The sequence below is a fragment of the Arcicella sp. BE140 genome (assembly GCF_031456255.1).
Taxonomy (GTDB): Bacteria; Bacteroidota; Bacteroidia; order Cytophagales; family Spirosomataceae; genus Arcicella; species Arcicella aquatica.
On sequence record NZ_JAVDUE010000004.1, the window covers coordinates 48,114 to 73,572 of the forward strand.

Genomic DNA, 25,459 nt, shown 5'->3' on the forward strand with positions numbered 1-25,459 from the left:
CAAAATGAGCTAAATGCTAAGGATAATTAATGTTTTCTTTCCCATTGCCCGTGTCCACACGGGGAATTTTTAGTTTAGCATTCAATCAAAATTCTAAAACAGTAAAAAAACTATGATTATGACATTGAACAAAATAGTACTTTTTAGCTTTTTGATGATTTTTACTTCTTGTCACGGACAAGAAAAAGCTAATACGCTCAAAGCCCCAACTGTTTCCAAACCAAGTCCAAGAGTGATAAAAAACTTTAATTCAGCGGCTTTAGCACCTGATTTTGACACTACTTTAGTGAGTCAATACATCCGAAGTATTTTTGAAGACTCGAAAGGAAATTTATGGTTTGGCACCCTTGGCGAAGGCGTAGTGAGGTATGATAAAAAAACCTTAACCTATTTTTCTAATCCTGATGGTTTTAATAACAATACTGTTTTTGCCATTAATGAAGATAAAAAGGGCAATATGTGGTTTGGCACTGACCAAGGAGTATATAAATATGATTCCAGACAGGTAGTTGGTAAAAGATTTAGAAATTATCATCAAAAAGATGGACTACAACATATTAATATAAGTAGGAAAAGTATTCTTGTTGACAAATCGGGGACAGTTTGGGTAGGTACACATGGCGGAGTTTATCAATATAATCCAACAGCAGATAGTTTGGGCACTCAATGTTTTTCGTTATTTCCTTTGCTTCCCTCTATCAATGTTGCGGGCATTATGGAGGACAAGGATGGAAATATTTGGTTTGCTTCGTCTGATAAAGGTGTGTTTCGCTATGATGGAAAAACGATTGTAAATTTCAACGAAAAACAAGGTTTGGGCGATAACTATGCAGGAGGTATCGCTCAAGACAAATTGGGCAATATGTGGTTTACCATGAAAAATGGTATTTGTAAATTTGATGGCAAAACTTTTACAGAATATACTCCCAAAGATGGCTTAGGAGGCACAGAGTTTTGGGGAATAATAATAGAACAGTCGGGTATCGTTTGGATTACAGCACGTGGCAGTACTACTAGATTTGACCCATCAGTTCCTTTATCAAATTCCAAAGCATTTACTGTATTTACACCTGCTAACGGTTTAAATTGTTGTGTACAAAGTATGTTTCAGGATAAATCTGGAAATATGTGGTGGGGTACAGGGCAAGGACTTTTTAGGTTTAATGGCACTGAATTTTATCAAGTGAAGCAGAATGGCCCTTGGTAGTATTTACAAAATGGGAGATAAGATAGAATTGAAAGAAAATATTGTGAATATAGGAACGTAGTACGCAGTCGCTCGCTTCAAGCGAGCGACTGCAATCATGAAAACTCCCTCTTATGAAAATATGAGGGAGTTTTTGTTTTACCTCATTCCTAAACAGGATTAATCCCATATAAAATTTATTTATTCCAAAAAACAAAACTAGGGTTTACCCTAAGGTTTCTTATTTTAAGAAGAAGTAAATTTGTTGCACAATTTTGTTGCATTGATTCTTAGGCATAAATATTAATCAGCCGATTGTCTTTACAAAACCAAAAAATTGATTCACTCTCATTTTTAAATTCTTTATGAAACGTAGAAATTTTATTCAAACTACAGGTTTGTCTCTGGCATCAGTCATTGTCAGTGATAGACTTTTTGCTACAAGAAGCCTCTGGTGAAACCTACATCATTGGCTGTAATACCATTAGTCATTTATCAGCAGGACTTTTTGAATTGAACCGCATTGGCGATGATACCTCTGGTAAGGAATGGGACAGAACACGCAAAATGGGCATAAATACATTGGCTTTCAGAGGCGTTCAACAGGGTGTTTTTTATGCAGCCGATGGTGATTGCGTAGGTTTGACCAATCAGGTTGCTTGGGAAAAAAATAAGCAATGGATGCAACTAGTAGCTAAAAGTGGTACTCCTTTGTTTATTTCTGCTCAACCAGAAGCAACGGGAGCAGTCCAGAAAGCCTTTATCAAGGAAAGTTTTAAATAGGCATCGCAAAAATTACCAGTAGGCGAACCCCTAGACTGGCAACAAACCCCGTTACCTACAAAATGGAAGCTGAATGGAAAAATTGAGCATTTTAATTGAGATTAAAACTTATTAATAATCAAAGCATAACAACATCATCCCTACAACAGTGTTCTGTAGCACACAGAACACTGTTTAAGAGACTAAAACACCAACTAGGAATAAAATTTTTGATTGAAAATAATAGTAACCAGAGCCAAAGAATTTTATTTTTTGGCTCTATTATTTTTACGGCTTCTCTAAAAAACCTCTGTTTTTGGATAATTATATAAAAAAATGATAATTTTATCAGTATATTTTAATATTTATTCCTTATTGTTTGTGTCAGCAAGACACGATGAGCTTTTTGATAAAGTATTAATAGATAGCTTTTAATAAAAATTAATACGCGTTGGCAATCAAACCCCTCCATAACGATGATTTAGCCCTTTGGCAAACCTTCAAAAAAGGTGATAAGAAAGCCTTTGCTAAAATTTATCAGCTTTATGCCAAGCCTTTGCTAAATTATGGCATTACCCTCAAGATTTCCACAAACCTTACGGTGGTGGAAGACTGTATCCAAGATATTTTTTTAGAATTGTGGCAAAGCAAAGAGAATCTTTCTGATACCGATTCGATAAAGTTTTATTTGTTTCGCTCGCTCAAAAACAAGTTGATGCGGACAGTAAAGTATGACTTCACTAAACATGCTGATGAAATAGAAGAGAATCTGGAAGCATTGTTTGAAGCATCTTTTGAGGGGTTAATAATTGAAGAAGAAAATCAAAAAGAACAATTAGAAAGACTTGAAAAAGCCTTCGGACAATTATCGCAACGCCAACGAGAAGTCATTAATTTAAAATACTATCATCAATTCTCGAATGCCCAAATCGCAGAAATGATGGAGCTTAATTATGCCTCTGTAGGCAATCTTATCCAAAAAGCATTGTATGCTTTACGCCAATCTATTCACTTTCCTGCACATTTTCTGCTGTTTATTTTCAATTTCTTCATCAGATAAATCATTGATTTATTTGTACTTAGCTACTTGCTGAAAATTAAATGTAAAAATTTGTACAAAAAATAGGATATATTTTTGTTGTCCTTGTCATTCTATAATTAACTCACTCATATACTATGAATTACTCTGAATTCGATACCATAGATTTTGTAAAAGACGATTTTTTTTGTCGATGGGTACAAAATCCTGATCAACATACTAATGAATTTTGGCAAGATTTTCTACAAGAGAACCCTGAAAAAAAAGCCATGATAATGGAGGCAAAATCTATGATAAAAACGCTTGCCTCTATTCAAAATACCTCCATCGATGAAGATGCGTCAGTCGCCAAAATATGGCAAGGCGTAGAGTCAGAAATGGAGGTTTCAGAAACCCCGAATAATTGGGGAAGATACCTTTGGCAGTTGGCAGCGTCTGTCACCTTATTAATTGGTTTGGGCTGGTGGATGAATTACCAAAAAGAGGCTGACAAAATATTTGATATTCCACAATTATCAGCCCGTAATGATGGTGCAGAGTTTGTCGAAAAAGAAAATACAGCTGACCAACCTATGCATGTGATGATGACTGATGGGTCGGAAATAGTACTGGAAAAAAACGCAAGAATTAGGTATCCAAAAGTTTTTGAAGCAGATAAAAGAGAGGTGTTTTTGGTAGGCGAGGCTTTTTTTGAGGTAACAAAAAATCCTAAAAGACCTTTTTTGATTTATACCAAAAAATTAATTACAAGAGTATTAGGTACGAGTTTTACCATTAAAGCAAACCCCGAAACAGAGGAGGAAAGAGTAGTCGTAAAAACAGGGAGAGTCTCGGTGGTTTCGCAGTTAGAATCGAAGACGGTTGAAAAAGGCGTTCATTTTTCAGAAGCAAATGGTATTGTGGTTACCCCCAATCAAGAGGCTATTTACTTATCATCCAACGCCAAATTGATGAAGAAAATAGTTACTACACCAACGATACTGACTACAGCTTTACAAAAGCAAGTATTTATCTACAAGAATGCCTCGCTGGCCAAAGTATTTGTCGATTTAGAAAAGGCTTATGGCATTAAAATAATTTATGATGAAAACCTTTTTGAAGAATGTACTATCAACGGGAATCTATCAGACGAAACCATGTTTGATAAACTAAACAGTATTGCCAAAATTACAGGAATAGATTACCAAGTAGTTGATGCACAAATAATTGTATCTGGAAAAGGTTGTGAATGATTGTTTACTAATAGATAACTTGTATAGGGATTTTAAATGTCTAAGAAACAATTAGTTAATAATATTCATATACTATTTTTTTATGAAATTCCGCTGTTTGAGCGAAGCGAGTCGGTTCGCCGATGCGATTCGGAATTTCTTGACTTTCTTTTACGGTCCGCCGTTGCGGTTACTTTTCTTGTGTCAAGACAAGAAAAGTAAGGACGTTAAAATAAAAGGATTTGTTTTTCCTCATTAATTAAATTAAGCAATATTGTAAATACTGTAACTCAATTATAAATACTCTAACTCAAAAAATATCTCAATTATGAAAAAACGCATTACCAACTCCTCCTAAAAAAAAGAAAAGCCGATAAATGTTCTCAGCATTTATCGACTTGATACCATTCCCTTTTAGACGCGAATCAAGCACTTCCTTAGGAAGAAGTGTTAGGGAATATTTTTGCCAATTTTTCCAAAACAACAAAAACAGTACAATTTATGAAAAAAAATCTATTAACGTTAGCAACGTTGCTATCCATTATGAAAATTTCAGCTGGACAGATATTAATTGCTATTGTCTTCACTACATTATCGTATGCGAGTGAGGTAAGCGGACAAGATATACTGCAACAAAAGATAACTGTGCGTATCGAAGAAAAAGGATTGTCGGAAGCACTTTCAGCGTTAGAAAATGCTGCGAAAATCAACTTTTTCTATAGCCCAAAGAATATTAGTGCTAAACGAAAAATTAGTATTGTGGCCAAGAATCGTGAATTAAGAGATGTCTTAAAAGAACTATTTACGCCACTAAGCATCAGTTATGAGATTCAGGGCGAACGTATTCTGTTAAAGAAGAGTAACGTCAGCATCGAAAAAAACGACCAAAGTCTTGAACCTCAATTGGAGCTTCAAGAACAAAACATAACGGGAACCGTAACGGATGAAAAAGGAGAGCCTTTAGTGGGAGTAAGCATTACGATAAAAGGAACAACCAGAGGAGGAGTAACGGATGAAAAAGGTAAATTTAATATCAGCGTCCCCGACAATAATAGTATTCTGGTTTTCTCATTTATTGGGTATAAAAAACGAGAAGTATTAGTAGGGAAGACTTCCGATATGAAAGTTCAATTGGTGGTAGAGCAACTCAATTTGGATGAAGTTGTAGTAGTAGGATATGGTACTCAGAAAAAAGTAAATTTAACAGGCTCTGTCTCAACAGTATCATCAAAGGAAATTGCAGATAGACCCATCACGCAATCATCCCAAGCTTTAGCAGGCTTAGCCACAGGGGTTTCAGTGTCGCAGGGTTCTGGACAGCCCGGTAATAATGGTGCTAGTATTACTATTAGAGGGATAGGGTCGTATGGTGCAGGCGGTGGACCTTTAATATTGGTTGATGGTTTAGCTACTTCTATTAATGATGTTGACCCCAATAATATTAAAAGTATCTCTGTTTTAAAAGATGCCGCTTCGGCTGCAATGTATGGTAGTAGGGCCGCCAACGGAGTAATATTGATTGAAACAAAGCGAGGAGAAAATGGAAAAATGCAGGTTAGTTATAACAGCTATGCTGGCTGGCAAAAACCTACTCAACTTCCTGACTTTGTTGAATCATGGGAGTTTGCCAAACTTAGAAATGAAGCAAATGTGAATGCTGGTGCGGGTTTGTCTTATACGGATGCTGAAATTGAAAAATTTAGAAATGGGTCAGATCCAGACAATTATCCGAATGTCCCTCACCTTAAAAACCTACTAACTTCTGGTAATGGCTTTCAGACCAACCATAATATAAGTTTTATGGGTGGAAATGATAAAACACGTTATTTATTATCGCTAGGGTATCTTCAACAAGATGGGATAGTCGCTAAAAATGGTTATTCAAAATACAATTTCCTATTAAATACAGATAGTAAAATTAAAGATAACCTTACGTTAAAGGTAAGCCTATCAGGATATACTTCAGAAAACCATTCGCCTAGACACTATGAAGGAGGAATGAACCACATGATTAATTTTGCTGTGCGTGAAGCACCTATTTTTGCAGGAAAAAAATCTGATGGAACCTATGGGTATCAAGACAATTACAGTCCAGAGGCTTGGATGTCTAGTGAATCTTTTTACAAAGGTACCAACAAATATTTTTTGGGTAGCACCGAAATTGCGTGGGAGTTATTCAAAGGTTTTACGTTGAGTGGAAAGGTTGGGTATAACTATTGGAGTTACTATAATAAAGATTATGCCTCAGATTTTGTATTTAATGCTTTCAAGACGGTTGGTCCTAATAATTTAAGTATATCAACAGGCCAAGGGCAACAATTAACCCTTCAATCGCTTGCTACATATACCAAGCAAATCAACAAGCATTCCTTTACAGTATTAGGTGGTGTGTCTCAGGAACAATATGACGACCTAGGGATGTCGGCCTATCGGAAAGATTTTCCAACCAATACCTTGTATGAACTAAATGCAGGTTCGGCTACAGGGATGAGCAATTCAGGTTCAGCCTCAGCTTGGTCGATGCGTTCTTTTTTCAGTAGGGTTAATTATATCTATAACGACCGATATTTATTTGAAGCAAATATACGCTCAGATGCTACCTCACGTTTTCCCGAAAAAGGTAGGTGGGGCTATTTCCCTTCATTTTCAGCAGGTTGGATAATTTCTGAAGAAGATTTTTTGAAAAATGTACTTTGGTTAGACAATCTAAAGGTAAGAGCAAGTTGGGGTAAATTAGGTAACCAGAATGTTGGTACCTACCCTTATCAAAATATTGTTTCTCTTGGGCAGAACTATTCTATTGGTGGCGTATTGGCTTCTGGTGCTGCCAGTAGCAGACTTAGTAATGCAGATATTACTTGGGAAACCACCACTACCACTGATATTGGAATAGATGCAAGTTTATGGAAAGGCAAGCTAGATTTTACCTTTGGAGTCTTCAAAAAACAAACTTCGGGTGTGCTTTATAGCATAGCAAGTTCAGCTACTTTAGGGCTTAGTACATCTCCAGTAAACATTGGTGGGGTAGAGAATACAGGTTTTGAGGCAAGTCTAAATTACCGAACAAACATTGGGAAATTTAAACTAGGAGTATCACCTAATTTTACGATTGTCAATAACAAAGTAACTGAATTAGCCAATGGTCTACAGCAAAATATCGGTGCCAATCTATTTGTAGGACAGCCACTAGGGGTAACTTATGGGTATATAGCCGATGGGTTATTTAAAGATGCTAATGATGTGGCTACTTATCCAAAACAGCCCTATTCAGCAGAGCCTGGTTTTATAAGATTCAAAGATATTAGTGGCCCTGATGGTGTGCCTGATGGCAAGGTAGATGCTACTTATGATAGAACTTTTATAGGTAATACCGTTCCTAAATATAATTTTGGACTTACCCTTACAGCCAATTATAAAGGATTTGATTTGTCAGTATTAATTCAAGGACTTGCCGGATGGAAAAAGCAGATGAATAACTATCAAGCGTTTGCTTTCTTTAATGGAGGACAAATACAGAGATGGCAAGTAGAAAATCGTTGGACTACTGAAAACCCCAATCCAAATGCGCTGTATCCAAAGTTAACAAGCCTAAACGAGGGTAGTGGTATTATTCAATCATCTACTTACTGGAACAGAGATGCAAGTTTTGCAAGACTCAAAAACCTACAAGTAGGCTATAGTTTCAGTAATAAATTGATAGAACAAATGAAGATAAGTAGGCTCAGAATATATTTTAGTGGACAAAACCTCCTTTCAATTAATTCATATTACCAAGGTTGGGACCCTGAAATGGCACAAAACGGTGGATTTTATCCGCTCACAAGTGTTTATACCTTTGGTGTAAATGTATCATTCTAAATTATTCTGACATATTTTTTACTAAACAATTGAAAGACATGAAATTCAATAATATATATACAACATTGCCCCCTTTCAAAATAGGATTGCTCTTTTTACTTTTCTTTTCCATTTCGGCTTGTAAGAATGATTATTTTGATAAACAGCCACTTGATTCCATTTCAGATGGAACTTTCTGGAAAACAGAAAAAGATGCTAATCTGGCCTTAGTTGGATGTTACAACATTGGGGCAGGGTGGTCTGGTGAAGATTTTTGGAATGCACGTGCAGTACTTTACCTTGATTTAATGGCTGGACTAGGTTCTGAAAAAGAGCTAATCCCCGATCATGTTACCGATGGTACATTAAATGCTTCGTATTGGGTAACAAGCAGTATTTGGTCTAATACGTATAGTAAAATTGCTAAATGCAATAATTTTTTAGACCACATAGACGCAATCCCTTTTGATCAAACCAAGAAAAATATACTAAAATCAGAAGTACGTACTTTACGAGCCTATTCTTTATTCAATCTGGCATTGTACTTTGGCGACATCCCTTTGCCTAAACATTTACTGACGGTAACCGAAGCTAATTCAATAACCAGAACTGCTAAAGCCGAAGTATGGTCATTTGTTGAAAATGAATTAAAGGAAAGTGCTTCGATGTTGCCAGCTACTCGTCCTAGTAGCGAAATGGGGCGTATTACCGCGGGTGCTGCTTTGGCGATTCTGGGTAGAGTACAAATGGCTGAAAAGAAATGGAGTGATGCGGCGGCAACGTATAAAAAAATCTTGGATAGCGGAGTTTATTCGATAGAACAGGGTGGTTTTAAAAAGTTGTTTATTCAAACAGGAGAGAGTAGTAATGAGATTATTTTGGCTTCACAATATCACGAGGATACTTATTCACACGTAATGTTGCAATATCTTTATCCAGAAAGTTATGGAGGATGGCATCAGTTCTCTCCTTATAACGAATTAGTACAATCTTATGAATGTATTGATGGTAAAACCGTTGAGGAATCTCCCTTGTATAATCCGAATTCCCCATACGATAATCGTGACCCTAGGCTCGACCAAACGATAATGATATCCGACCGTACCGTATTTAAAGGGGTTAAGTATGTTTCAAGACCAGAATCTAATTCGCCTGATAGAATGAGTAGATACAATTGGAGTGGCTATTGTATTAATAAATACATGGATTCTACGTTTGCAGGAAACCTGATGAACTATGGCGGTAACTTTACTTTGATTCGCTACGCAGAGGTACTTTTAAGCTATCTTGAATCAAAGTTGGAAGCGGGAGAGGCTATTAATCAAACATTATTAGATGCCACAATCAATAAGGTTAGGGGTAGAGCTACTGTCAATATGCCTCCAGTAACCGTTACAGACGCTAATTTATTAAGAACAATAATAAGAAGAGAACGTAAAGTAGAATTAGCATTTGAGGGTATTCATTATTATGATATACTGAGATGGGGTACTGCTGCAACGGAGCTAAACCGACAGTTTACAGGGATGAAACTTACTAATTCACCAGCTACTTATAAGGATTATCCCGTAGATGCTCAGGGCTTTTTATTGTATCAAAAGAGGGCTTTTATCGCAGGGAAAAATGAATTATGGCCAATTCCTCAATCTGAAAGAGACATTAATAAAGCCTTAACTCAAAATCCTGGATATTGATTTTAGCTAAAGTTATATTCTTAAAAAAGGCTGTCCCAAAAGAAAACCATTGCCAAATATTCTTTGGTTTGAAACCTCACCCCCAACCCATCTCCTTCAGAGAGGGGAGCTTTTGAGCTCAAAAAGCCCCTTCTCTGAAGGAGAAGGGGTTGGGGATGAGGTCTTTCGCAGAATAATATTTGGTCGTAAAAACTTTTGGGATAGCCCCATTAATAAAAATGCTTTTTCAGCTTCAACCATGAAAAATATATTTGTAATGCTTGTTTTCTTCATGATGCCTGCTTGTGTGTATGCACAAAAGAAGAATCCATTTCCAACAATTTCAAAGCCAAAGCCAGTTGATAGTGAGACTTTAGGAGATTGGAAAACATTTCCAGAAATGAAGTTAAATATTCCTATTGCAAAAGGACCTTTTGAACCAACATGGGAATCGATTGAAAAAAACTACCCGGGTACTCCTCAGTGGCTTCGTGATGCCAAGTTTGGTATTTGGGTTCACTTTGGACCACAATCAGCAGGTGAAAGTGGTGACTGGTACGCACGTAATTTATATAAATCGGGAAAAAGGGCTTATACTAATCATATAAAAAAATATGGACACCCATCAGAGGTTGGATATAAAGAAGTATTGCGTGACTGGAATCCCACCAAGCTTAATCCATCGCAACTCACTAAAATATACAGAGATGCTGGTGCAAAATATCTTATGATTCAAGGGGTGCATCATGATAATTATGATTTATGGAATTCAAAATATCAGCCTTGGAATTCAGTAAATATCGGCCCTAAGCGTGATTTAATAGCGGAATGGGCAAAGGCTTGTAAATCAGATGGAATGCGTTTTGGTGTAACCTTTCACCATGAATATACATGGTGGTGGTGGCAAACAGCCTTTGGTAGTGATAAAGAAGGGGAGAAAAAAGGTATTCCTTACGACGGACACCTTAGTCTTGAAGATGGAAAAGGAAAATGGTGGGAAGGTTATGACCCCCGAATGCTTTATGGTATCGACCTCCGAGAATATAAAGGGGTAGAACAAAATGCACATACAGAATGGTCGCCACCACCAGCTGGTATTTTTTCAAATCATCTTGATTATGCTAAATGGTACACAACTAATTGGGCTTTGAGAATGATGGATGTTGTAGCGCATTATGACCCAGATTTTATCTATACCGATGGTACAGTGCAAGGCCCTTTTACTGGGAATGGAACAGGAACAGGGATAAAAGCCGATGCCATGCAACACGTAATTGCTGATTTCTATAACCGTACATTACAAAGACGAGGTATCGTTAATACTTTCAGTATCGTAAAATTTCGCCATAATACCAATGGTACAGTGAACACAGAAGAATTTGGTGTTCCTGAAAAAATTAATACTGCTCAACCTTGGATTGCTGAAGCTCCAGTAGGAGACTGGTTTTATGCTCCTGGCTTTACTTACGATTCAGGAATGATGATTAGATACATAATCGAAGCCATAGCACGGGATGGTAATGCTGCTCTTTGTATATCTATATTGCCAGACGGTTCTTTAGACGAAGGTAGCTTGAAAATGTTAAAAGAAGTAGGTAATTGGATGCGTAGAAATGGTGCTGCTGTTTATGGTAGCAAGGCTTGGAGTATTCCCGGTGAAGGAGAAATTATCAATAATAAGTTGAAAATGTTGCCAGGGGGTGCATTAAATAAAAGACACGCTGAATTTAAGTTTAATGAAACGGATTTTAGGTTTACAGTTGGGAAAGACAAAGCACTTTATGCTTTTTGTATGACAGTGCCAGCTTCTAATACTACTATAAAAATAAAATCTTTGGGTTCTAATTCTGGTAATTATTCTCAAGGTATAAAAAAAGTTTCCTTGCTTGGTCACAAAGGAAAACTGAACTGGAAACAAGAACCTGACGGATTAAATATTACTTGTCCTTCAAAGATGCCTTATGAAACATCAGTAGTTTTTAAAGTTGAATGAGCTTTAGAAGATAAAAACCCAAATAAACTAGGATAGTCATGCCATGAGTAAAGATTATAGCGTGTTTTAACATTAACAAAGAGGTAAAAAGTTAGCTTTTGACCTCTTTGTTTTTACAGCCATAGAACGTCAACTACTTGAAAATTATGACTATACATTTATATAATTAACTTGTGGTTTCAATTATTTTTTCAAACAGTTTTCATGTGGTTGTTAGTATTATCGAGCAAGGTAGTAAAATCTTGAGTTACCAGCGGTAAGATTTTTTGAGTAGAATTTGACAGAATAGTCATCTTGTTTGAAATCTTAAATTTAAAATAAGTTTAGTGTTTGGGGAGAGAAAATAAATTGTTAGTTTAGATAGTGGAAGTAAATATTCTAACGATACAAAAAGTACTACAAGACTTTCGCATATTAGCGAGTTCGTGGTAAAAGCCTTAAGAGAAACTGTAAACAACAACATTAAAAGTAAAAATGGCAGAATTCGACGACATAATAAAATCTACCCAATGGGCTGAAAATATTCATAAATCGGTAGGGCTAAGTTCACAAATTTCAGAAATGCTAAAAACTCAAGGAAGAATGGCAAACGGTTTTGTTGAACTGAACACGTTTACTCAATTTGCTAAAAGTTTTCAACAACAAGAAAAGTCTATAAGAAATCTTAGTGCAATAAGTATGATGACTGAACTTGCTAAAAGTATGCAACACCAAGAACAGTTTACAAAAAATTTGGGTAGTATAAGTGTATTGACTGACTTTGCCAAAAGTATGCAACAACAGCACATGGCTATAGGCCCTAGTTTGTCGGCAATTGATGGATTAACAAAATCAATGCGATTTGCTATTCCGCAAACAACACTTGATGCCATAACATCTATAAATACACAACACAACCAACTTTTTGGAAATCTTAAAAGCATAACAGAAGCGTTTACTAAAAATCAAACTGCATTTTCTCAAATTAATAATTGGCAGTTTGCGTTTAGCAGTATTTCAGGACAATTAGCTTCAGTTGTAGCAACCCAGAGAAAATGGGATTTAATTGATGACTTTGAAAGTATTACTGAAGATGCCGTTTCTCTAAATGAAAGAATATTTGACGAGAACGGTGTAACCAATGAGGGGCTAAATGAACTGAAAATTTTTCTTCAAAGTATAGAAATTAAAGTTGACAAAATTGAAACTGATGCTAATTCTTTATTTTGGAAGTTATTGACAATTATAGGTTTTATTCTTGCTGTAATGAGTGAAGCAAGAGTTTGGTTACCTAAACCAGAATATGCAACTAAGCAAGAAGTTGAAACCGTTATTAAGGAACAAATTGCTATTTACGCGAAGAAATTAAAAGTAGAAAAAGAGTTCAGAATTGTCCAAAGAGTATGCAAAGTTATGGCAAAACCAAACTTAAAGTCTCTGTTAATTGAAAGATTGCCAATTGATTTTGAAGTAACTGTTTTACAAATTAATAAAAAATGGGTTTATGTTAGCTACCATAGTCCTACAGACAACTTACCGCAGACAGGTTGGATAATGAAAAAATATTTAGTCAAACCAGTAAAATGACGAAGAAAGGTGCAACCCCTAGGACGGAATTTGCGTCAGGAGTGGAAGTGCAAAATTTATTGCTATTCCATTTTTTTTAACTTGAAACAAAAATAAAATACAAACTCTAGCTATAAATACGCATTTTTTTGCTCAAAGATTTTTCCAAACCATACAAATCTTTCCAGAAAGCAAGTTGCAAATCTGTAACTTGCTTTTTTAGTATTAACAATCCAAAAATATATGATAAAGTTTAGCCATATTCTTGCTGTACTGTTGTTGTCGAATCAGTTATTGTTAGCACAGTCGAATGAAGATATTTCTTCTTTGAATCTCATTCAAAAAGGGGCTGTGTTAGTGCAGGTTTCCAAACAATTTACTTTTACCGAAGGACCAGCGGTAGATAAAAAAGGCAATATCTACTTTACCGACCAGCCTAATGATAAAATTTGGAAGTATAGCACTGATGGTAAATTGACACTTTTTATGGAAAAGTCGGGGCGTTCTAATGGCTTGTATTTCGATAAAAAAGGTAACATTATCTCCTGTGCCGACGAGCATAACGAGCTATGGGCTATTAATTTAAAAGGAGAAAAAACCGTATTGTTAGATAATATCAAAGGTCATAAAGCTAATGGTCCTAATGATTTATGGATTGATGCCAAAGGTGGAATTTATTTTACTGACCCTTATTATCAACGTGATTATTGGACAAGACAAAAGCCTGACATCGATAAACAAAATGTGTATTATTTAGCCAAAGGAGCTACTCAACCGATAGAAGTGGATGCCGATTTAAAAAGACCCAATGGTATTGTTGGCACGCCAGACGGAAAGTATTTGTATGTTGCTGATATTGGTGATAGCAAAACTTACAGATATGAAATTCAAGCGGATGGAACATTGGCAAATCGACAACTTTTTGCTCCAATGGGCTCAGATGGTATGACCTTAGATAACCAAGGGAATTTATACATTACGGGGAAAGGCGTTACTATTTATAATCCTCAAGGCATAAAATTAGGCAATATTCCAGTACCGTCTAATTGGGTCGGAAATATTTGTTTTGGAGGCAAAGACCGCAAAACATTATTTATTACCGCCTCAGAATCGGTTTATACGCTACAAATGCAAGTGAAAGGAGTAGAATAGTATTTTTTATCAAATATTCCTTATGTATTAAAATAATGTATTGACTATCAAGGGATAATCATAAAGATTGATGAAAAATATAAAAATTGTATTACTACTATTAAGTAGCCAAATAATCTATGCCCAAGTTAATAAAACGCATTTGTTTAGTGCGGGACAAAATATCTATGTTTCCCCAAAAGGCAATGATAAAAATGCAGGAACAAAAGCGAAACCAGTTGCCAGTTTTGCCAAAGCTCAAACCTTAGCACGTAAAACACAAGCTGGCAAACCAGTCAATGTGATTTTTATGGATGGTATTTACTATTTGCCCGAAACAGTTCATTTTACTGCCGATGATAGCAAAAGTCTGACATCACCCATTAAATATACAGCCGAGCATGAAGGTAAAGCCATCATAAGTGGAGGTTTGTTACTGAAACTAAATTGGAAACCTTGGCAAAAGGGAATTTATAAAGCACAAGTGCCTAATAATGTAGCAATCGACCAGTTGTATATCAACGGAGTTCGTCAAAGAATGGCACGTTTTCCAAACGCTGTTGCGGGAAAAAATGTATTTGATACTTGGGAGTTAGATCATAATGCCAAGGCAGATGCTGCCACTAATCCTTTGATATTGAGCCGTACTCAAAACTGGGTAAATCCTGAAGGGGGTTATATTCATGCCATGCACAATGCTTTATGGGGCGATATGCACTGGGTGATACAAGGGAAGAATCCCGATGGAACACTCAAATACGAAGGTGGTTGGCAGAATAATCGTCCTTCAGCAATGCACCCACTTTATCGAATGGTCGAGAATGTTTTTGAGGAATTGGATGTGGAAGGCGAATGGTTTTATAATAAAAATGAACATAGTCTTTATTATATGCCAGCATCAACAACAGATTTACAAACTGCAAAAGTAGAGGTGGTTCGGCTAAGGCATTTGATTGAATTTAAGGGTTCTAAAGAAAAACCTGTAAGCGGAATAAGCCTTGAAGGATTTGTATTTCGCCATGCCGCTCGGACTTTTATGGATAATAAAGAACCACTTTTGCGGTCAGACTGGACGGTGTATAGAGGTGGTGCAGTTGTTTTCAATGGTGCAGAAGACTGTGCTATTAAAGATTGTGAGTTTGACCAAGTAGGAGGGAACACCATTTTTGTGAATAATTATAATCGTAGAATTACCATTAAAGGTTGTTATATCCATCATAGTGGTGCCAATGGAATTGCATTTGTGGGCGACCCTGCTACCGTAAGAAATCCTTTGTTCAGATATGGGAATCAAGATTTTAAGCATCTGGATAAAACACCAGGGCCAAAAGGCGATAATTTCCCAGAAGATTGCTTAGTAGAAGACTGTTTGATTACGATGACAGGGCGAGATGAAAAACAGACTGCACCAGTGCATATTGCTATTTCACATAAAATCAGGGTAAATCATTGTTCCATTTATGATGTACCTCGGGCAGGAATCAATATCAACGAAGGTACTTTTGGTGGAAATATCATAGAAAACTGTGATATTTTTAATACCGTCTTAGAAACAGGCGACCACGGAAGTTTTAACTCGTGGGGACGTGACCGCTTTTGGACACCAGAAATCAACGAAACTGTAGCAGAAGTTGCCAAAGAACCGACTTTGCCTTTTTGGGATATACTAGAACCCAATATTTTAAGAAATAGTCGTTGGCGATGTGACCATGGTTGGGATATTGACCTCGACGATGGTTCTACTAGCTACAGAATTTATAATAATTTGTTGTTGAGAGGCGGACTAAAAATGCGTGAAGGCTATGATAGAATTGCTACTAACAATATCATTATCAATAACAGTTTACATCCGCACGTATGGTATCAAAGCAGTGGTGATGTTTTTAAAAACAATATTGTGTTTATGGCGTATAGACCCGCCGTTATGAACAAATCTATTGCACAGAATGGCAAATGGGGGAAAGAACTAGACTATAACTTTTTTGTATCTAATCAAGAAAACATGAAGCGGTATGCTCAGAACGGTTGTGATGAACATTCTTTAAATGGGGATGCCATGTTTGTTAATCCTGAAAAAGGTGATTTTAGGGTGAAAGACACTTCACCAGCTTTGAAAATAGGGTTTATAAATTTTCCATTAGATAATTTTGGAGTAACCAAACCTTCTTTGAAAGCCATTGCCAAAACGCCTGTAATACCAACTATTAATATCAATGCTGAGTTTATTCATGCACAGCCAAACAGTGCTTTTACTTGGATGGGCACAAGTTTAAAAGAACCCCAAGGCGACGAATTATCAGCTTATGGACTGGGTTTTGATGAAATAGGAGTAGCCTTACTTGATTTTACGGACGATGCTTTAGCAACAAAATTAGGGTTCAAAAAAGGAGACCTCATTCAAACAATCAACGGGGTTAAAATCAGTAATATCCAAAGCCTAAAAGAGTACGTAAGTAGTGATAAAGCTAAGCTGAATCAACAAGAATTTGTAATTATCCGTAACCAAGCCAAGCAAAAACTCAATATCAATCAAGCTATTTTTGGCGTATTGATTATGCAACGATAGCGTAAATGTTCTTTGCTTTGCCAATTGGGCTTATAATGTTTTAGCGTAAAACTGAAAACAAAAGGTAAATTCTTCTTACATGAGTTCATTGATGCAGAATTTTGCCAAACTTATAAGTTTGATTAAATTTGTTTTATGGAAACACTATATACAGAAGGTCAAATATTTATACCGATAATATCAGATTATGGATTTAAAGCAACATTTGGTAATGAATCTAATACACTTTTTTTGAGAAAAGCTTTACAAGCACTTATTAAATCAAATGTGCCAATTAGTGAAATTAAATTTGATAAAAATACCTTTGAAGGGATAACTCAGGATGGTAGAAGCGGGATTTTAGATTTGTCATGTACAGATGAAAACGACAATCAATTTATTGTAGAAATGCAATATGGCGAAGCTTCATATTTTGTTCAAAGGATGAACGGGGTCGCCCGTGCGATTTTACGCATTACACAAGTTTAATGCAATGGTAAAAAGAGGTAAGTTTGATTATTCAACCTTAACAAAAATATATTGTGTAGCTATTTTAGCGAATGATATTTTTCCTTATGGTGGATTTCACACAGTCGCAAATCTGAGAAATGAGCAAGGAGAACTTTTCGATGAACAAATGACGTTTATTACGGTAGAATTAGATAAATTTACATTACAAGAGTCTGATTGTCAAAAGGATTTAGAAAAACTGATATATACCATGAAAACGATACATACATTTACTAAGTCAACCCAATTCCCTGAATTCTGGAATGAGGAATGGTTGAAAGTTGCTATTGATGAGTTAGATAGTCGAAAAATGACACCAGATGAAAAGGCTTCATTAGAGATTTTAATCGCTCGTAATGCCGAAGCAGTAAAAGCAGAGAGTAGAAGAATAAATCAAGAAAAAGAGAAATTTGTAATCAACCTTTTACAGCAAACGGATTTTAATAGTAGTAAAATAGCAACGCTTGCAAATGTTCCAGAAGACCTTGTTAAGGAAGTTAAACAAAAGCTAATTAAGAATAGTTAAAGAGAATTTTGTAGAAATATATCCCTAATGGTACAAGTATCAAATCAAGCAAAGCGTTACTTGTACCTAAAATTACCTCAGTTTGTAACAGAGACTAAATTAAACTCTTCTAAAATAAGTTTAACTTTTACAAAGGCTGGACTTATTTTCCCCTCCTCTTCTTGATAACCCCCTTTTAGCTTTAATAATAAACGATTACTTTACCCACGAAAAGGTAGATTTCAACAACACAAAAACACAGCAAAGCCTTGAAAATAAAAGCCGATATACCCGTTTTTAATCAAAGTAGCGAAGCTATTGGAGGTATTTATATTGCAAAGTTGTCTGTAGAAGATGTTGATTATCATGAGGATAAAAGAGGAGTCCATCGAGACGATTTCTTTATTTTTTTTGTAATCACAAGTGGCTCTGTAATGATGCAATGCGATACCGTTAATATTGAAATAGAGTCTCCAAGTGTGCTTTTGATGAAGCCTTTTCAGATTCATGCTGTCCAGCAAGTATCAGCAGGTTCCTCAGGATATTTTATCAGTATTGCTCCCTTTTTAATTCCCAATCTTTGTTCAGAAATCTTTCAAAATTTGAAGATTTCTGAACAAGTAAAAAAAATAGAGGAAGTTCTACAAGAAGACCTGATGGCAAACATTGCTTTATTGAATAGTGTTTTTACCAAAAATCAGTTATACAATACACAAATTATCAATGGACTTTTTAATGCGTTGGTGTATCAATTCTCAAATTTATTTCAATCATCAGAAATACATACGCCAGAACGTAAAAATCAATCGTCATTGATTACGACCAATTTCAAAAAGTTAATTGCTAAAAACAACTTTTTAGAAAGCCCTTCTTTTTTTGCCAAAGAGCTAAACATTAGCACTACACACCTGAACGACTGTGTGAGTTTAACCACAGGGAAATCTGTTACTTATTGGCTACAAAATGCAATGCTTTTAGAAGCACAAAGGCTTTTGTATTATACTGAAAACGAAGTGAAGGAAATAGCCTATCATTTAGGTTTTAAAGACCATTCCTATTTTTCAAGGCTATTCAAAAAAATAAGCAACGAAACACCTCTCGGATTTAGGAACAAATTCCGTGAATAGTCCTATTATCTCCCTTGCCTATTCAACCATTTATGGCTGTTTTTGTATCAATTTTGTGAGAGAATTAATACAAGAAAAATATGCCGTCGATACCCAAAATAATAGGCGACTTTATGGAATTAACGTTTAGCAGTAAAATCTGTAAAGTAAACGTTGTTTCAACTGTTATGCCAAGTCCCAACGTAAAAATCATTACGTTTAAGGGAGACTTTCCCCAAGTAAAATTCAAAATTGGACAAGCCATCTTCATTAGAATAGATGATACCAATTACCGCAATTACACCCCTAGCAAATGGGATAGTGAATCAGGAATATTTGAAGTGATTTTCCATCTTCACAGTAATGGTCCAGGAAGCCATTTTATTGAAAACATAAAAGTAGGCGACCAAGTAACCGTTGGTTTGCCAAGAGGCTTCAATATTTATAAACAGGAAGCAAAATATCAATTCTTTTTTGGCGATGAATCTTGCATTAGCGTGTTTAAAAGTATCAAAGACGAAATTAATCATAGTGAAAACAATTATCTAGGTATTTTAGAACTAGACAATACATCATTAGAAGTGCCAAAATCATTAGGGTTGATGGTGGATACCGTCCCCAAATCAGTCAACAGAGCTGAGTTTGCTATTGAGACTTTAAACAAATTGGACGACAAAATTTGGCAATTATGGCAGAACGGATTTTTTTATTTGATGGGTAATGCCAAATCAATTCAAAATTTTAGGAAAGCCCTGAGAGACAAAGGTGTATCTAGTAAAAACATTTATACACAACCATATTGGGCAGATGGGAAGGTGGGGCTTTGAGAGTTGAATTGTGAGTGATGAGTTTTCTACCCTTGCTTGATGCAGTGAAAAAATAATTCAAGCAAGGGGTTAGTTGATTTATTTTTTTCTTTGTTTTTTGCAAATCCTCCTTTGATTTTCGCAAGTACTTTTTGTTAATAAAGTATAATCTTTGTGTTATAGTTACAATCAAACAAAAAGCAATAAATATGAAAATCATTAGCGGAATCTTGATAGCCATTACAGTGTTTTTAAATGCCAAACATGCATGGTCTGCTCTTACGATGAGCATGAAACCAGAAGAAACTAAAATGCTCTCTGACATCGGTTTAAGCCAAGGCTTTGTTTTGCCGATAGGAATAGTATCATTAGCAATATGTTTGTTGGTATTGTTTCCCCAAACCTATTTTGCAGGTAATTTACTGAATGCTATTGTCATTTTGCTAATTATGGCTATGGCATTAAATACCAATAATATAAAAACGGCTTTAATCGAAATTCCCTTTTTATTAATGCCTTTGATAATGATTTGGCTAGGTCATCCTTTGAAAAAGTAAACACGAGTCATCCCGAATTTTCTTTTAAAATATTGAGTTTTTAAAGATTTCAAAATTCGGGATGACTCATGATTGCAAAACTTAATTTTATTAATAATCACTCCTTGGTATTCTCGCTTCCCAACGTCCATCAGTTTTTCTTGTTTCAATCTGTTCTTTTAAATATTCTATAATATCTTCTTCTGTTTCCTTTTCTAACAAAGCCTCCAAAGTTTGTATATTATAAGGTTCTGGCTGTGCCCCAATAGCATATATGCACTTGCGGATAAAGGGGTGTTTTAAATCTGTATCATATCTATAAAATTCAGGTAAATCATTCATTACATGCAAAATTGTATCTATATTGTTAGGATTATCATGGAAATAATCTTGAAACATTCCAACCATATCATCATGATTCTGATGCCATTTTTCTTTTAAAAAAATGGTGTTTAATTCTTCAAATTCATTTTTACTCATGGTATGAGGTAAAAGCCAATAAATAATAGAAAATAAATCAATATGCTCAACATCATCTTTTAGTGAAAATAAGATTTGTTTAAATTCCTCAAAAGAGACTTTAAAATGTATTTTGTTGTATATTTCTTCACGATTAGAAAGAGAATCGTTTACTAAAATTTCTAAATCTTTGTCTGTAAGTATTATCATTATTTTATTATTTCTATTAATTCAAATTTTACATGGTAAGCCGTGTCCGCAACTTAACAAACTTATAAAATGCGTTGCATTTTTGCAATGTAACATTGCAGTTCACCTTGACGTAGTGAAACAAACGCCAAGCAGGAGTATAAAAAAGCAAATAAAAAAACATATAAGTAAATGAAAAAGATATATACTATTTTGGTTACAGTATTTTTACTGTTTACAAATCACAGTAATATATTGCCAAACATCCCTATTGTCAATTTACGTATTCACAACAGAGAAGTTTCACCAAAAACAACTCAAGACTTTGATTGTTGTATAAAAAAGTTTGTCGGTCAATATAATAGTGTCTTTCTGAAATTAAAAAAGGCTAAAGTTAATGATATTGAGTTTGATGAATTGAAAAAGAAAATCAAGGTAAAAGGCCACAAAAAAGTTTATGGAGGCAAAGAGATAGATAGATTCTTTAATTTTATTCTTACAGATAAGAATATGAATATATATAGAATAAATGATACGAAAAATGATTTTTTAATTATAAAATCTAAAATATCAGGAGCAACTAAAGCGAACACTCTTTTAAATGCATACCTGTTAGTAAATCTAAAGGAGGGCAATACAAAGCTTTTTGAAAGTTTAGGAGATCAAGATAATACTATTTATTATGATTCAAGCAACAAGTCTTTGTCGTTTTTTGAATTTACTTTTTCTAAAAAGTTTTATAAAAAAGGTCTCGTCTCTATAAGTATAAAAAAGGAAGATTTATTAAAAGATACTTCAACTATCATTGAAAAGACTTATGAGTCTTGTGAGTGCAAATAATCTCCGTGGCTTAGTTTAGTATTTCACTCCCATCTTCCTACATCCCTTTTAATTATTAAAAATAAATTATTACTTTAGATATTAGAAGATTAGTTACAGTAACACACTAAGTGTTAAGAGTAATCACAGAAATTACTTTTATGCTGAGAAAATCAATTAAATCACTAATTAATAATAAAGTAATACAATGGTTTATCTCCTTTTAATATTCCCAATTGCTTATTTGATAATTACAATCTTAATGTGTAAACAAGAAAGTGAAAATAGGAAAATAAACTTTTTCGTTGCCTTACTAATATGTTTGGTCATGACGCCAATCATGGGATACTTTATCATTTCCAATTTTGCATTACGTAATCCAAGAGGCTGTAAATGGTGTAATAATAGCCAAAATGAAGCAGAATATTGTGGGGTTTGTAAAAAAAATAGTGCTGGATTGATACTCGGAAGTTAGTTTTAACCTTCGATTGATGTTTACTAAATAGCATATTTCAATGGTTTTGCATTTTCTATATATTGAGAGTTTTCACAGCATGAAAAGCTCTTCAATACAATCAATTAACGATGAACATTTCAGACTTGTTAAACACAATAAATTCAACCGCTAAATTTAAAGTTGATAAAAAGAAAGGTATTAGCATTAAAGAATTACATGAAATTGAAAAAACGCTTGGTATAAAACTGCCAGATGATTTGGTTGAGTTTTATACTTTCTCAAACGGGTTGGAAGGTGACGATTTGATTTTCAATATAATACCAATCAATGAAGTTGAAAAAGATAACGACAACGTAGGTGAATATTTGTTTTTTGCAGAATATTTGATTTATTCAGAAACCTGTGGACTTGAAATAGACCTATACGACAAGAATAAGTATAAATTTTTTTATTTGACTTATGAACAGGAAGACTATAATAAGCCCCAAAGGAATTATATAGGTGACTCAATAATAGATTTTATTACATTATATAGCAAGGAAGGTACATTCGGTATTTTTCGTGGCTAATATGATAACTGCGATATGAATAATGATTGCCAATTACCTGAGAACATAAAACCTTGGTGGAAGTTCTGGTGACCATTAATTGTTATTAAATCATAATCCCTAGCGAGGCACTTAAGTACCTCGCTAGGGATTATGATTTGCCTCTATTTCTTTGAAGAATAAAGTTTTTGTTGCTACCTACTAAAACTTCAACGTAACATTTCCTGTAAATTTAGCAGGAGCTTGTGGCGTTAAACGCACTGACCAAGCTTGCTCGCTTGTTAAGTTATCTACTTTAAAGCCTATACGGAATTTGCTATGGTCATAAAAAACAGTCGTATCAAAGATGGTATAAGCAGGAATGATAACTTTTGCTTTTTGTGTATTCGTCTGGAAAGATGAACTACCTGAGTTACCACCAAAACCAAGACCTAAACCTTTTAAGTTTCCTTTTGAAAGACGGTAGCTAACCCAAAAATTAAGGGTTCTCGGAGGACCCGACAAAGCAGGGCGTAATCCTTGAACAGTTTCATCGGCTTTGGTGTATTTACTATCGTTGTAAGCATAACCAGCTACGATGTTGAAACCTGTAAACGGTGTAGCTGTAAGCTCAATTTCTATACCTTTGCTTTCCTGTGTACCATCTTGGATTGAATAATTAGCATCCTTTGGATCTATTCTTAACACATCCTTTACCTGAATATCATAATAACTAATGGTTCCTACTAATTTATGGTTTAACACATCTGCTTTAATCCCATATTCAAGTTGGTTAGCCTGTTCTGGCTTAAATGGATTTCCCTGTGCATCCGAACCATTTCTATTGAAAAACCCATTCATGTAGTTACCAAACAACGAAACTCTATCTTTTATCAATTGATACACTAAGCCTAATTTAGGCGAAAGCGTAGTCTGATTGTAAGTGCCAGTAGTCACAGCCGTATTGATATTATACACACCTTGATTGAAATAACGGTCTACCCTTAAACTAAGCATTGCCATCAATCTGTCGTTAACATTGAATACGTCAGATGCATACATGGCGTAAGTATTATCACCATTGTTTTCTGCACGCAACGTTCCTGTAGATGCCAAGCCGTCTATGGTTTGTTTGGTAATTTTATAAGTAGTACCTGGGTTAATAAAATTGATAGTGGGTCCGTTGATAGTAAGTCTATCGAACGAGTTTGAGTTATTGTAATAATCTAACCCTACAACTAATCTATTACGGAATTTACCAATTTGGAAATCTCCAATAAAGTTTTGCTGAATATCATTCGCAATAAAAGCAGTATAGCCTCTGATAACGGATGCTCTCAATGTTGTATCTGTACGACCATTCAATGCTGAGATATAGCCATTGATAGACGAGCGTGCACGAGAAATAATGGTTTGTGAAGTCCATTTGTCCGAAATCTTATAGTTGAATTGGGCAAATATATTCATCATTTCTGTTTGATAAGTAAGGTCGTTTGCTCCAAATAAACGGTTGTAAGGAAACTTCATATCTACAATCGATTGCGTTTTGTTGCTTCCCGTAAAAGGGTTAAAACGCACTACCGAAGTTGCTTCTGCCTTACCAAGCTCTACGTCAACTAACAAAGCTAGACGGTCTGTGATTTGATAAGAGAAACTAGGAGCCAAGCTCAACGAATTGGTAAAGCCCATATCTTGGAAACTTTTTTCAAAAGTAGTCGCACCGTTCAAACGAAACAATACCGTTTTATCTGCATTAGCAGGGGTATTGATGTCGAATACCAAACGGTTGTAATTCCAGCTTCCGCCAAAATAGCCTACTTCGCCACCAAACCCATTGTAAGGCTTTTTAGTAACACGGTTGTAAAGTCCCCCATAACTACTTGATACGCTTGTTCCGAATAACGTAGCAGATGGCCCTTTGATAGCTTCTACACGTTCAAGGTTAGCAGGGTCGATAGATGAGAAAGCCTGTCCAGCTACACCATTTCGGGCATTTGGTTCTGTTTCAAAACCTCTTGAGCGAAACGTTACTCTACCTTGGTTTGCCAACATCGGAATACCTGCCCCTGGCACATTTTTACCGATACTTCCTAAGTCAAGCGCCATTTGTTCTTGAATCAATGCTTTCGGTATGGTATTATATACTTGTGGGTTTTCAAGGTTCTTAAGCGGTAACCTTGCTATATATACGCTTTCTTTATGAGAAAACTTGTTCGCACTTCCTACTACGGTTACCTCTTGTAAGGCACGGATGTTTTCTTCAGTAAGTTGGTAGTTAAGTGTAGCGGTTTCACCTGCTTTTACTTCTACAGCTATGTTTTTTTCTGCTAAACCAAGCATCTGAATCGTGATGGTGTAATTGCCAGCTGCAACATTAGTAAATTGGTATTGTCCATCAACATTCGTAAGGGTTGCCTTGTTCAACTGTTTGATAGAGATAGAGACAAGCTCTAATGGAAGATTCTCTACAGACGTAATACGCCCCGTTATATTCCCAGTAGTTTGGGCAAAAGTAGCTGTCAATGATGCCAAAAACAGTACAAAAAGTAATAAATATTTCATGGTAATTAAATTGTTAAAAATACGAATGCGATACGTTTTTCATGGTTGAAAAACTGTAAAA

At 35.2% G+C, this 25,459-nt stretch carries 19 protein-coding genes; 17 read left to right on the forward strand and 2 right to left on the reverse strand.

Annotated features, from left to right (window positions below; all coding sequences use genetic code 11):
- Positions 1–118 precede the first annotated feature (118 nt).
- The 15 genes from J2Y60_RS08280 (at position 119) to J2Y60_RS08350 (ending at position 20,406) form a co-directional block, all read left to right on the forward strand.
- Positions 119–1,207 carry a two-component regulator propeller domain-containing protein gene (locus tag J2Y60_RS08280; RefSeq protein WP_309923238.1) on the forward strand — a complete coding sequence of 363 codons (1,089 nt, stop codon included), beginning with the start codon at positions 119–121 and terminating at the stop codon, positions 1,205–1,207.
- Positions 1,208–1,621: 414 nt separating this feature from the next.
- Positions 1,622–1,969, forward strand: a complete 348-nt coding sequence (locus tag J2Y60_RS08285; RefSeq protein ID WP_309923236.1) for a hypothetical protein — start codon at positions 1,622–1,624, stop codon at positions 1,967–1,969.
- A gap of 430 nt (positions 1,970–2,399) precedes the next feature.
- Positions 2,400–3,008: a sigma-70 family RNA polymerase sigma factor gene (locus tag J2Y60_RS08290; RefSeq protein ID WP_309923234.1), complete on the forward strand. Its 609-nt coding sequence runs from the start codon at positions 2,400–2,402 to the stop codon at positions 3,006–3,008.
- A 116-nt stretch (positions 3,009–3,124) separates the two neighbouring features.
- Positions 3,125–4,219 (forward strand): FecR family protein, encoded by a 1,095-nt coding sequence (locus J2Y60_RS08295; protein ID WP_309923233.1) that lies wholly within the window; start codon positions 3,125–3,127, stop codon positions 4,217–4,219.
- Positions 4,220–4,699: 480 nt separating this feature from the next.
- Positions 4,700–8,056 (forward strand): TonB-dependent receptor, encoded by a 3,357-nt coding sequence (locus tag J2Y60_RS08300; protein WP_309923231.1) that lies wholly within the window; start codon positions 4,700–4,702, stop codon positions 8,054–8,056.
- Between the two features lie 38 nt (positions 8,057–8,094).
- On the forward strand, positions 8,095–9,729 hold the full coding sequence (locus tag J2Y60_RS08305) for a RagB/SusD family nutrient uptake outer membrane protein (protein ID WP_309923229.1): 1,635 nt from the start codon (positions 8,095–8,097) through the stop codon (positions 9,727–9,729).
- A 238-nt stretch (positions 9,730–9,967) separates the two neighbouring features.
- Entirely contained in the window at positions 9,968–11,701 is a 1,734-nt protein-coding gene (locus J2Y60_RS08310) for an alpha-L-fucosidase (RefSeq protein ID WP_309923227.1), read from the forward strand.
- 474 nt (positions 11,702–12,175) lie between these two features.
- On the forward strand, positions 12,176–13,267 hold the full coding sequence (locus J2Y60_RS08315) for a hypothetical protein (RefSeq protein ID WP_309923225.1): 1,092 nt from the start codon (positions 12,176–12,178) through the stop codon (positions 13,265–13,267).
- A gap of 222 nt (positions 13,268–13,489) precedes the next feature.
- Complete coding sequence (locus J2Y60_RS08320) at positions 13,490–14,398, forward strand: SMP-30/gluconolactonase/LRE family protein (RefSeq protein ID WP_309923224.1); 909 nt, start codon at positions 13,490–13,492, stop codon at positions 14,396–14,398.
- A gap of 70 nt (positions 14,399–14,468) precedes the next feature.
- A complete protein-coding gene (locus tag J2Y60_RS08325; protein WP_309923222.1) occupies positions 14,469–16,943 on the forward strand; it encodes a right-handed parallel beta-helix repeat-containing protein in 2,475 nt (824 codons plus the stop codon).
- 135 nt (positions 16,944–17,078) lie between these two features.
- Positions 17,079–17,411 (forward strand): PD-(D/E)XK nuclease family transposase, encoded by a 333-nt coding sequence (locus tag J2Y60_RS08330; RefSeq protein ID WP_309923220.1) that lies wholly within the window; start codon positions 17,079–17,081, stop codon positions 17,409–17,411.
- A 4-nt stretch (positions 17,412–17,415) separates the two neighbouring features.
- Complete coding sequence (locus J2Y60_RS08335) at positions 17,416–17,958, forward strand: hypothetical protein (RefSeq protein WP_309923218.1); 543 nt, start codon at positions 17,416–17,418, stop codon at positions 17,956–17,958.
- Positions 17,959–18,206: 248 nt separating this feature from the next.
- Positions 18,207–19,064, forward strand: coding sequence for a helix-turn-helix transcriptional regulator (locus J2Y60_RS08340; protein ID WP_309923216.1), 858 nt, complete (start codon positions 18,207–18,209; stop codon positions 19,062–19,064).
- Positions 19,065–19,144: 80 nt separating this feature from the next.
- Positions 19,145–19,870 carry a siderophore-interacting protein gene (locus J2Y60_RS08345; RefSeq protein WP_309994591.1) on the forward strand — a complete coding sequence of 242 codons (726 nt, stop codon included), beginning with the start codon at positions 19,145–19,147 and terminating at the stop codon, positions 19,868–19,870.
- Between the two features lie 188 nt (positions 19,871–20,058).
- Entirely contained in the window at positions 20,059–20,406 is a 348-nt protein-coding gene (locus tag J2Y60_RS08350) for a hypothetical protein (protein WP_309923213.1), read from the forward strand.
- A gap of 90 nt (positions 20,407–20,496) precedes the next feature.
- Here J2Y60_RS08350 and J2Y60_RS08355 read toward each other — a convergent pair whose 3' ends face one another.
- Positions 20,497–21,054, reverse strand: coding sequence for a hypothetical protein (locus tag J2Y60_RS08355; protein WP_309923210.1), 558 nt, complete (start codon positions 21,052–21,054; stop codon positions 20,497–20,499).
- A gap of 171 nt (positions 21,055–21,225) precedes the next feature.
- Here J2Y60_RS08355 and J2Y60_RS08360 point away from each other — a divergent pair, with 171 nt between their 5' ends.
- Both J2Y60_RS08360 and J2Y60_RS08365 read left to right on the forward strand, forming a co-directional pair.
- Entirely contained in the window at positions 21,226–21,873 is a 648-nt protein-coding gene (locus tag J2Y60_RS08360) for a hypothetical protein (RefSeq protein ID WP_309923208.1), read from the forward strand.
- 564 nt (positions 21,874–22,437) lie between these two features.
- Entirely contained in the window at positions 22,438–22,878 is a 441-nt protein-coding gene (locus tag J2Y60_RS08365) for an SMI1/KNR4 family protein (protein WP_309923206.1), read from the forward strand.
- A gap of 180 nt (positions 22,879–23,058) precedes the next feature.
- Here the strand turns inward: J2Y60_RS08365 and J2Y60_RS08370 are convergent, their stop codons facing one another.
- On the reverse strand, positions 23,059–25,398 hold the full coding sequence (locus tag J2Y60_RS08370) for a TonB-dependent receptor (RefSeq protein ID WP_309923204.1): 2,340 nt from the start codon (positions 25,396–25,398) through the stop codon (positions 23,059–23,061).
- Positions 25,399–25,459 lie beyond the last annotated feature (61 nt).

Excerpts from the sequence above, each read along its gene's own strand:
- J2Y60_RS08280 (WP_309923238.1), top strand. The coding sequence starts at position 119 with ATGACATTGAACAAAATAGTACTTTTTAGCTTTTTGATGATTTTTACT.
- J2Y60_RS08295 (WP_309923233.1), top strand. The coding sequence starts at position 3,125 with ATGAATTACTCTGAATTCGATACCATAGATTTTGTAAAAGACGATTTT.
- J2Y60_RS08300 (WP_309923231.1), top strand. The coding sequence starts at position 4,700 with ATGAAAAAAAATCTATTAACGTTAGCAACGTTGCTATCCATTATGAAA.
- J2Y60_RS08305 (WP_309923229.1), top strand. The coding sequence starts at position 8,095 with ATGAAATTCAATAATATATATACAACATTGCCCCCTTTCAAAATAGGA.
- J2Y60_RS08310 (WP_309923227.1), top strand. The coding sequence starts at position 9,968 with ATGAAAAATATATTTGTAATGCTTGTTTTCTTCATGATGCCTGCTTGT.
- J2Y60_RS08315 (WP_309923225.1), top strand. The coding sequence starts at position 12,176 with ATGGCAGAATTCGACGACATAATAAAATCTACCCAATGGGCTGAAAAT.
- J2Y60_RS08320 (WP_309923224.1), top strand. The coding sequence starts at position 13,490 with ATGATAAAGTTTAGCCATATTCTTGCTGTACTGTTGTTGTCGAATCAG.
- J2Y60_RS08325 (WP_309923222.1), top strand. The coding sequence starts at position 14,469 with ATGAAAAATATAAAAATTGTATTACTACTATTAAGTAGCCAAATAATC.
- J2Y60_RS08330 (WP_309923220.1), top strand. The coding sequence starts at position 17,079 with ATGGAAACACTATATACAGAAGGTCAAATATTTATACCGATAATATCA.
- J2Y60_RS08335 (WP_309923218.1), top strand. The coding sequence starts at position 17,416 with ATGGTAAAAAGAGGTAAGTTTGATTATTCAACCTTAACAAAAATATAT.
- J2Y60_RS08345 (WP_309994591.1), top strand. The coding sequence starts at position 19,145 with ATGCCGTCGATACCCAAAATAATAGGCGACTTTATGGAATTAACGTTT.
- J2Y60_RS08350 (WP_309923213.1), top strand. The coding sequence starts at position 20,059 with ATGAAAATCATTAGCGGAATCTTGATAGCCATTACAGTGTTTTTAAAT.
- J2Y60_RS08355 (WP_309923210.1), bottom strand. The coding sequence starts at position 21,054 with ATGATAATACTTACAGACAAAGATTTAGAAATTTTAGTAAACGATTCT.
- J2Y60_RS08360 (WP_309923208.1), top strand. The coding sequence starts at position 21,226 with ATGAAAAAGATATATACTATTTTGGTTACAGTATTTTTACTGTTTACA.
- J2Y60_RS08365 (WP_309923206.1), top strand. The coding sequence starts at position 22,438 with ATGAACATTTCAGACTTGTTAAACACAATAAATTCAACCGCTAAATTT.
- J2Y60_RS08370 (WP_309923204.1), bottom strand. The coding sequence starts at position 25,398 with ATGAAATATTTATTACTTTTTGTACTGTTTTTGGCATCATTGACAGCT.